This window comes from Microbacterium sp. 13-71-7, from assembly GCF_002257455.1.
In the GTDB taxonomy this organism is placed as follows: Bacteria; Actinomycetota; Actinomycetes; order Actinomycetales; family Microbacteriaceae; genus Microbacterium.
In genome coordinates, this window is sequence record NZ_NCKN01000224.1 from 1 (window position 1) to 6344 (window position 6344).

Annotated in this window: 6 protein-coding genes; 4 read left to right on the forward strand and 2 right to left on the reverse strand. The window is 71.1% G+C overall.

The features are described 5' to 3' along the window. Positions 1 to 410: 410 nt before the first annotated feature. Positions 411 to 1157 (reverse strand): 3'-5' exonuclease, encoded by a 747-nt coding sequence (locus B7X32_RS17105; protein ID WP_292722348.1) that lies wholly within the window; start codon positions 1155 to 1157, stop codon positions 411 to 413. Between the two features lie 90 nt (positions 1158 to 1247). Between B7X32_RS17105 and B7X32_RS17110 the strand changes: the two genes are divergently transcribed. Continuing rightward, a complete protein-coding gene (locus B7X32_RS17110; protein ID WP_292722351.1) occupies positions 1248 to 2147 on the forward strand; it encodes an alpha/beta hydrolase in 900 nt (299 codons plus the stop codon). Here the strand turns inward: B7X32_RS17110 and B7X32_RS17115 are convergent. Continuing rightward, a complete protein-coding gene (locus B7X32_RS17115; protein ID WP_045273148.1) occupies positions 2107 to 2592 on the reverse strand; it encodes an Lrp/AsnC family transcriptional regulator in 486 nt (161 codons plus the stop codon). The two genes, B7X32_RS17110 and B7X32_RS17115, sit on opposite strands and share 41 nt — an antisense overlap. A 158-nt stretch (positions 2593 to 2750) precedes the next feature. Between B7X32_RS17115 and B7X32_RS17120 the strand changes: the two genes are divergently transcribed. From B7X32_RS17120 to B7X32_RS17130, 3 genes are read left to right on the forward strand one after another with little or no spacing between them, the layout of a single operon-like run. After that, positions 2751 to 3860 (forward strand): thiamine pyrophosphate-dependent dehydrogenase E1 component subunit alpha, encoded by a 1110-nt coding sequence (locus B7X32_RS17120; protein ID WP_292722355.1) that lies wholly within the window; start codon positions 2751 to 2753, stop codon positions 3858 to 3860. A gap of 1 nt (position 3861) precedes the next feature. Continuing rightward, positions 3862 to 4872, forward strand: coding sequence for an alpha-ketoacid dehydrogenase subunit beta (locus tag B7X32_RS17125; protein WP_292722358.1), 1011 nt, complete (start codon positions 3862 to 3864; stop codon positions 4870 to 4872). After that, positions 4869 to 6260, forward strand: coding sequence for a dihydrolipoamide acetyltransferase family protein (locus B7X32_RS17130; protein WP_292722361.1), 1392 nt, complete (start codon positions 4869 to 4871; stop codon positions 6258 to 6260). Before B7X32_RS17125 ends, B7X32_RS17130 begins: the two co-directional genes overlap by 4 nt. The last annotated feature ends 84 nt before the right edge of the window (positions 6261 to 6344 follow it).

Consider the following 6344-nt stretch of genomic DNA (forward strand, 5'->3'; position numbering starts at 1 on the left):
TACGCCGGCACGCTCTACACGTGCTACTACTTCAAGTGGTAGGACAAGCACATGTCAACGATCGAAGGGATTTGGCGGGCGATCCGAAGCTTCAGTCGTGATCGCCCCGTATGGGCGGGCCTCGTTGGAGGAGCAGACCTCGCGCTCGGAATCGCATGGACGATCTTCGGAACACCCCACGGCTACTGGCTGCTCACACTGCCTCTCGTAATCAGTGGGCTCGTCGTGCTCATCGCGACTTGGCAGCCGGTCAAAGAACTACATGCAGACACCACCAGCAGCCCTCCACCCCTCACCCACGTCGCACAACGCTGACTAAGCGAGCAGGGCCTCTCATCCCCGGGTGAGCAGCTCTGCTCGCTTTCGTAGATGGCGGCGATGAGGCTACGCCGTCCGGTCCGGACCCGTCTTCAGAACGGCCCGGGACGGGTGCTCTGACGTGCAGGATCGCCGTCGCGGACCGGCCAGCGGCCGTCCACGCGCTCGGTCGGATCGATCCTGCCGATGCGCACGAAGTAGTCGGTCAGGCTCGCGGCCTGCGCGCGGGCCCAACCGATCTGACGGGTGTGCAGCTCGCCGGCGCTCGGGGGCAGCGGGAAACGCTGCGCCAGCGCCTGAGCGACCCGTCCCGCCGCGACGGCGTCGGCCGAGGCATCGTGCGCGCCGCGCAGATCGACGCCGTAGTGCGCGGCCACGATCTCCAGCGTCCTCTTGCCGGGGCGGTAGCGGTCGTAGGTCTTGTCGATGATCAGCGGATCGATGACCGGCGAGGGGTTCTCCAGCGGGGCGATCCTGTGGCGTCGCGCCTCGTGCGCGAGCAGGGAGAAGTCGAAGGCGGCGTTGTACGCCACGACCGGCACGCCCTGGTCGAGGAGGGATCGGAGGGCCGCCACGACGCCCGCGATGACCTGGGCGGCAGGAGCGCCGTCACGATGCGCGCGTTCGGAGGTGATGCCGTGGATCGCGGTGGCCCCGGCGGGGATGGGGACTCCGGGATCCGCCAGCCAGGTGCGCGCCGCGATCTCGGCGCCGTGGTGGTCCAGCACGCCGACATGCGCGGTGACGATCCGGTCCCGCATGACGTCGATCCCGGTGGTCTCGAGGTCGAAGACGCCGATCCGGGTCAACCAGGGCGGCAGCGACGTCGAATCGGTCATGACGCCACCGTAGGGCGAGGGCCGGACATCCTCGGCCCGGCACGCGGCAGTGCGCTCAGGCCGTATCGGTCGCGCCCGTAGACTCGGAGCATGCCCGTTCCCTCGCCCTACGCCGCACGTCTGGATCGCATCCCCGTGCGACGGGAGGAGGTCGAGATCCTCGGCGGGCGCACGGCCTACTGGATCTACGGGCCCGATGACGCGGAGCTCACCGTCCTCGCGGTGCACGGCTTCCGGGGCGAGCACCACGGGCTCGAGCCCGTGGTCGCGCACCTGCCAGGGGTGCGCGTGATCATGCCCGATCTCCCGGGTTTCGGCGAGACGCCGCCGCTGCCCGGTCGCGTGCACGACATCGCGGCCTACGCCCAGTGGCTCGCGGAGTTCTCCGCGGAGGTCGCTCCGGGGGCGGTCGTGCTGGGGCACTCCTTCGGCTCGATCGTGGCGTCGGCCGCAGTCGCCGGCGGACTCGAGACGCCACGGTTGATCCTGGTCAACCCGATCGGCGCGCCGGCGCTCGAGGGGCCCAAGGCCGTGATGACGCGTCTCGCCATGCTCTACTACGCGCTCGGCGCGCGCCTTCCCGAGGCCGTCGGCACGGAGCTCCTGCGGAACAGGGTCATCGTGCGCGCGATGAGCATCGCGATGGCGAAGACGAGGGATCCGGAACTGCGCCGGTTCGTGCACGATCAGCACGACACCTACTTCTCACGGTTCTCCGACCGCGACGTGCTCAGCCAGGCCTTCCGCACGAGCGTCTCGCACGACGTCCGCGAGTTCGCACCGCGCATCGCGGTCCCGACCCTGCTGGTGGCGGCGCAGCGCGACGACATCACCCCGATCGAGGCGGAGCGGGCGCTCGCGCCGCTCTTCCCCGACGCCGAGCTGGTCGAGATCGCGCACGTGGGCCACCTGATCCACTACGAGACCCCGGCCGAGGCGGCAGGCGCGATCAGGCGGTTCCTCCGGCCTCTCGCCGTGCCAGCCCCATAAGACCGCCGACCCGGAACGGGATGACCTCGCCCATCGCCAGCGACGTCTCGGTCCGCTCGACGCCGTCGATCGACAGGATCCTGGCGTCGGTGTCGAAGAGATGGCGCGCGTCGCGGCAGGCGACGAGCGCGAGCAGATCGATGGACCCGCTCAAGCCGTGCGCCTGCACCACCTCCGGCACCCGCGCGAGCTCGGCGATGATCCGCGGCAGCTCGGTCTGGCGGACGCCGATGCTCACGAACGCCTGCAGCGGGTAGCCGAGCACGGCGGGGGAGAAGGCGCGCTCATAGGGCAGGAACACCCCGGTCTGGTCCAGCCGGGCCAGGCGCGCCTGGATCGTGTTGCGGGAGAGCCGGAGCTTCTCCGCCATCGCGACCACCGTCGTGCGCGGGTCGGCGGAGAGCATCTCGAGGATGTCGAGATCGGTGCGATCAAGGGTTGCCATGTTGCCAAAGGCTAGCAGCCTCCGAAGGGGCATTAGTTGGCAACATGCTCAGGCTGTCGCCGAATGCTTGAGCGACGTGTGAAGCGGTCGTACGCTCAAGGCAAGCGAAGACGCACCGGATCCTTCCCACGAGGGCGGATCCACTGAGGAGGACGAAGATGTCAACCCACCTTGATCCGATCACCGTGACCGGCATCGGGCTCGACGAGCCCGCCGGCCTCATCGACGCCCATGGCCGGCGCCGCAACGACACGCGTCTCACCCCCTACATCGCCGACGTCACGTCCGACCAGCTGCTCTCGCTGCTGCGCGACATGATCGTCCTGCGCCGCCTCGACACCGAGGGCGTCGCGCTGCAGCGTCAGGGCCAGCTCGGCCTCTGGGCCCCGTGCCTGGGGCAGGAGGCCGCGCAGATCGGCTCCGGCCGTGCGCTGAAGAGCGACGACGTGGTCTTCCCGAGCTACCGCGAGACCGGCGTGATGCTCACGCGCGGCGCGCAGCCCGGCGACTACGTCCGCATGTGGCGCGGCGAGGAGGGGGCCGCCTACGACCCCGCCGTGATGCACATGGCGCCGTTGCAGATCATCATCGGCGCGCAGACGCTCCACGCGGTCGGCTACGCGCTCGGCATCCTGCACGACGGCTCCGACCAGGTCGCGGTCACCTACTTCGGCGACGGGGCGACGAGCCAGGGCGACGTGAACGAGGCCATGATCTTCGCCTCCTCGTACCGCGCCCCGGTCGTCTTCATCTGCCAGAACAACCACTGGGCGATCTCCGAGCCCGTGGCCGTGCAATCGCAGCATCCGATCGCGGGGCGCGCCCCCGGCTTCGGGATCCCCAGCATGCGCGTGGACGGCAACGACGTGCTCGCGGTGTTCGCGGCGACGCGCTGGGCGCTCGAGCAGGCGCGCGGTGGATCTCCCGCATTCCTCGAGCTGGTCACGTACCGGATGGGCCCGCACACCACCGCCGACGACCCCACGCGCTATCGGGATCCGGCCGAGCTCGAGTACTGGCGCGGCAAGGATCCGCTCGCGCGGGTCGAGGCGCTGCTGCGCGCCGAGGGCGTGCTCACGGACGAGATCGCCGCAGGCTTCGCCGCGGAGGCCGACGAGGCCGCCATGCAGATGCGCGCCGCGTGCCTCGCCCTCACGACGCGCGAGCCGCTCGCGGTGTTCGACGGGGTGTACGCCGAGCCGCACACCGGCATCGACGAGGAGCGCGCCGACTACGCCCGCTACCTCGCGACCCTCGCGGAGGCGTGACATGACGCAGATGACGATGGGCAAGGCGCTCGGCGCCGCGCTCAAGCAGTCCCTGGCGGACGATCCGAAGGTCGTCCTGCTCGGCGAGGACATCGGCAAGCTCGGCGGCGTGTTCCGCATCACCGACGGGCTGCTGGACGAGTTCGGCGCGGAGCGGGTCATCGACACCCCGCTCGCGGAGTCGGGGATCGTGGGCACCGCCGTCGGTCTCGCGATGCGCGGCTACCGGCCCGTGGTCGAGATCCAGTTCGACGGCTTCGTGTACCCCGCGTTCGACCAGATCGTCTCCCAGGTCGCGAAGCTGCACTACCGCACCCAGGGCACCGTCCCGATGCCGATCACGATCCGGATCCCCTGGGGCGGCGGCATCGGCGCGGCCGAGCACCACTCCGAATCGCCGGAGGCGTACTTCGTGCACACCGCGGGGCTTCGCGTGATCGCGGTCTCGAACCCGCAGGACGCGTACACCTGCCTGCGCCAGGCCATCGCGAGCGACGACCCCGTGATCTTCTTCGAGCCCAAGCGGCTGTACCACGCGAAGGGCGAGGTCGATCTGGAGACCCCGCTCGCGGACGCGCCGCCGATGGGCCTCGCCCGTGTGGTGCGCGAGGGCACGCACGCCACGATCGTGACCTACGGCGCCATGGTGCGCACCGCGATCGAGGCCGCTGAGGCCGCGGAGGTCGAGGGCAGGTCCCTCGAGGTGATCGATCTGCGTTCGCTCTCTCCGGTCGACTACGGCACCGTCTGCGCCTCGGTGCGCCGGACCGGGCGGGTGGTCGTCGCGCACGAGGCGGCACGCGAGGCCGGCGTCGCGGCCGAGGTCATCGCGAGCATCACCGAGAAGTGCTTCACCTGGCTCGAGGCGGCGCCCTTGCGCGTCACGGGCCACGACATCCCGTATCCGCCCGCGAAGCTGGAGAAGTTCCACCTTCCGGATCTGGACCGGATCCTCGACGCGGTCGACCGCGTCTGCGACGACGAGCAGCTGCTGGAGGGGGTCGACCGATGAAGCAGGAGTTCCTCCTTCCCGACCTCGGTGAGGGTCTCACCGAGGCGGAGATCGTGCAGTGGCTGGTCGCCGAGGGCGACACGGTCACGCTCAACCAGACGCTCGCCGAGGTGGAGACCGCGAAGGCCATCGTCGAGCTGCCCTCGCCGCACGCGGGCGTGATCACGTCGCTGCACGCGGCCGCCGGAGACGTCGTCCTCGTGGGCGCGCCGCTCGTGGGCTTCGAGATCGAGGGGCAGGACGCGCCGGCGCCGGAAGCCCCCGCCTCGACCGCGGAGGTCGAAGAGGGTTCGGGGCCGAACCTCGTCGGCTACGGCGCCGCACCGTCGAACGGGCGGCCGCAGCGTCGTGCGCGCCGCGCCGGCGCGGGATCCGTCGCGTCGACGACCACGGTGGCGGCGGACGCGGACGTGCGCGTCGCGGCACCCCATGACGACATCGCCGTCGCCCCGGCGCCGCCGGTCCGCGGGGAGCGCCCTCGTTCCACGCCGCCCGTCCGCGCCTACGCGAAGGGCCTCGGCGTCGATCTCGTGCTGGTCGCGGCCGAGCTCGGAGACCGGGTCATCACCCGCGCCGACGTCGACGCATACCGGGAGCGCCTCGTGCAGCGCGGCGACGGGCAGACCGCCGGGACGACGGACGCGCCCGCCCCGGTCGCAACGCCCGTGCGCGCGGCGACGGGGGAGCGGGCGACCACACGGATCCCGGTCCGCGGCGTGCGCAAGCACACGGCCGAGGCGATGGTCCAGAGCGCGTTCAGCGCGCCGCATGTCACCACCTTCTACACGGTCGACGTGACCGCGACGAGCGAGCTCATCGCCTCGCTGAGGGCGACCGCCAAACCAGACGCCCCGCGCATCGGCGTGCTCACCGTCGTCGCGAAGGCGGTGTGCCTGGCTCTCGCCTCGTTCCCCGGGCTGAACGCGCGGTGGGACGGCGAGGCCGGCGAGATCGTGCAGCAGCACTTCGTCGACCTCGGCATCGCCGCGGCCACGGAGCGCGGCCTGATCGTGCCGATCATCCGCGATGCCGAGCGGATGCCGCTCGGTGAGCTCGCGGCCGCGGTGGCCGAGCTCACGCGCACGGCGCGGAGCGGCAAGACCCCGCCTGCGGACCTCATCGGCGGCACGTTCTCGCTCACGAACATCGGCGTCTTCGGCATCGACGCGGGCACTCCGATCCTGCCCCCGGGGCAGACCGGGATACTCGCCCTCGGCGCCGTGCGCCGTCTGCCCTGGGAGCACAAGGGCGAGATCGCGCTGCGCGACATCATGACCCTCAGCCTGTCGTTCGACCACCGGATCGTGGACGGCGCCGAGGGGGCGCAGTTCCTGATGGCCGTGGCCGATGTTCTGCAGGAGCCCGGCCGCGCGATGCTGCTGGGCTGACCCGCGCGCTGATCGCGCCGTCTGCGGACGGCGCGATCAGTCGTTCCCGGGGCGCCGGTCCAGGCCCAGCACGCGTCGGGTCAG

Coding starts and splice junctions, on each gene's coding strand:
- B7X32_RS17120 (WP_292722355.1), top strand. CDS start 2,751: ATGTCAACCCACCTTGATCCGATCACCGTGACCGGCATCGGGCTCGAC.
- B7X32_RS17130 (WP_292722361.1), top strand. CDS start 4,869: ATGAAGCAGGAGTTCCTCCTTCCCGACCTCGGTGAGGGTCTCACCGAG.
- B7X32_RS17115 (WP_045273148.1), bottom strand. CDS start 2,592: ATGGCAACCCTTGATCGCACCGATCTCGACATCCTCGAGATGCTCTCC.
- B7X32_RS17125 (WP_292722358.1), top strand. CDS start 3,862: ATGACGCAGATGACGATGGGCAAGGCGCTCGGCGCCGCGCTCAAGCAG.
- B7X32_RS17105 (WP_292722348.1), bottom strand. CDS start 1,157: ATGACCGATTCGACGTCGCTGCCGCCCTGGTTGACCCGGATCGGCGTC.
- B7X32_RS17110 (WP_292722351.1), top strand. CDS start 1,248: ATGCCCGTTCCCTCGCCCTACGCCGCACGTCTGGATCGCATCCCCGTG.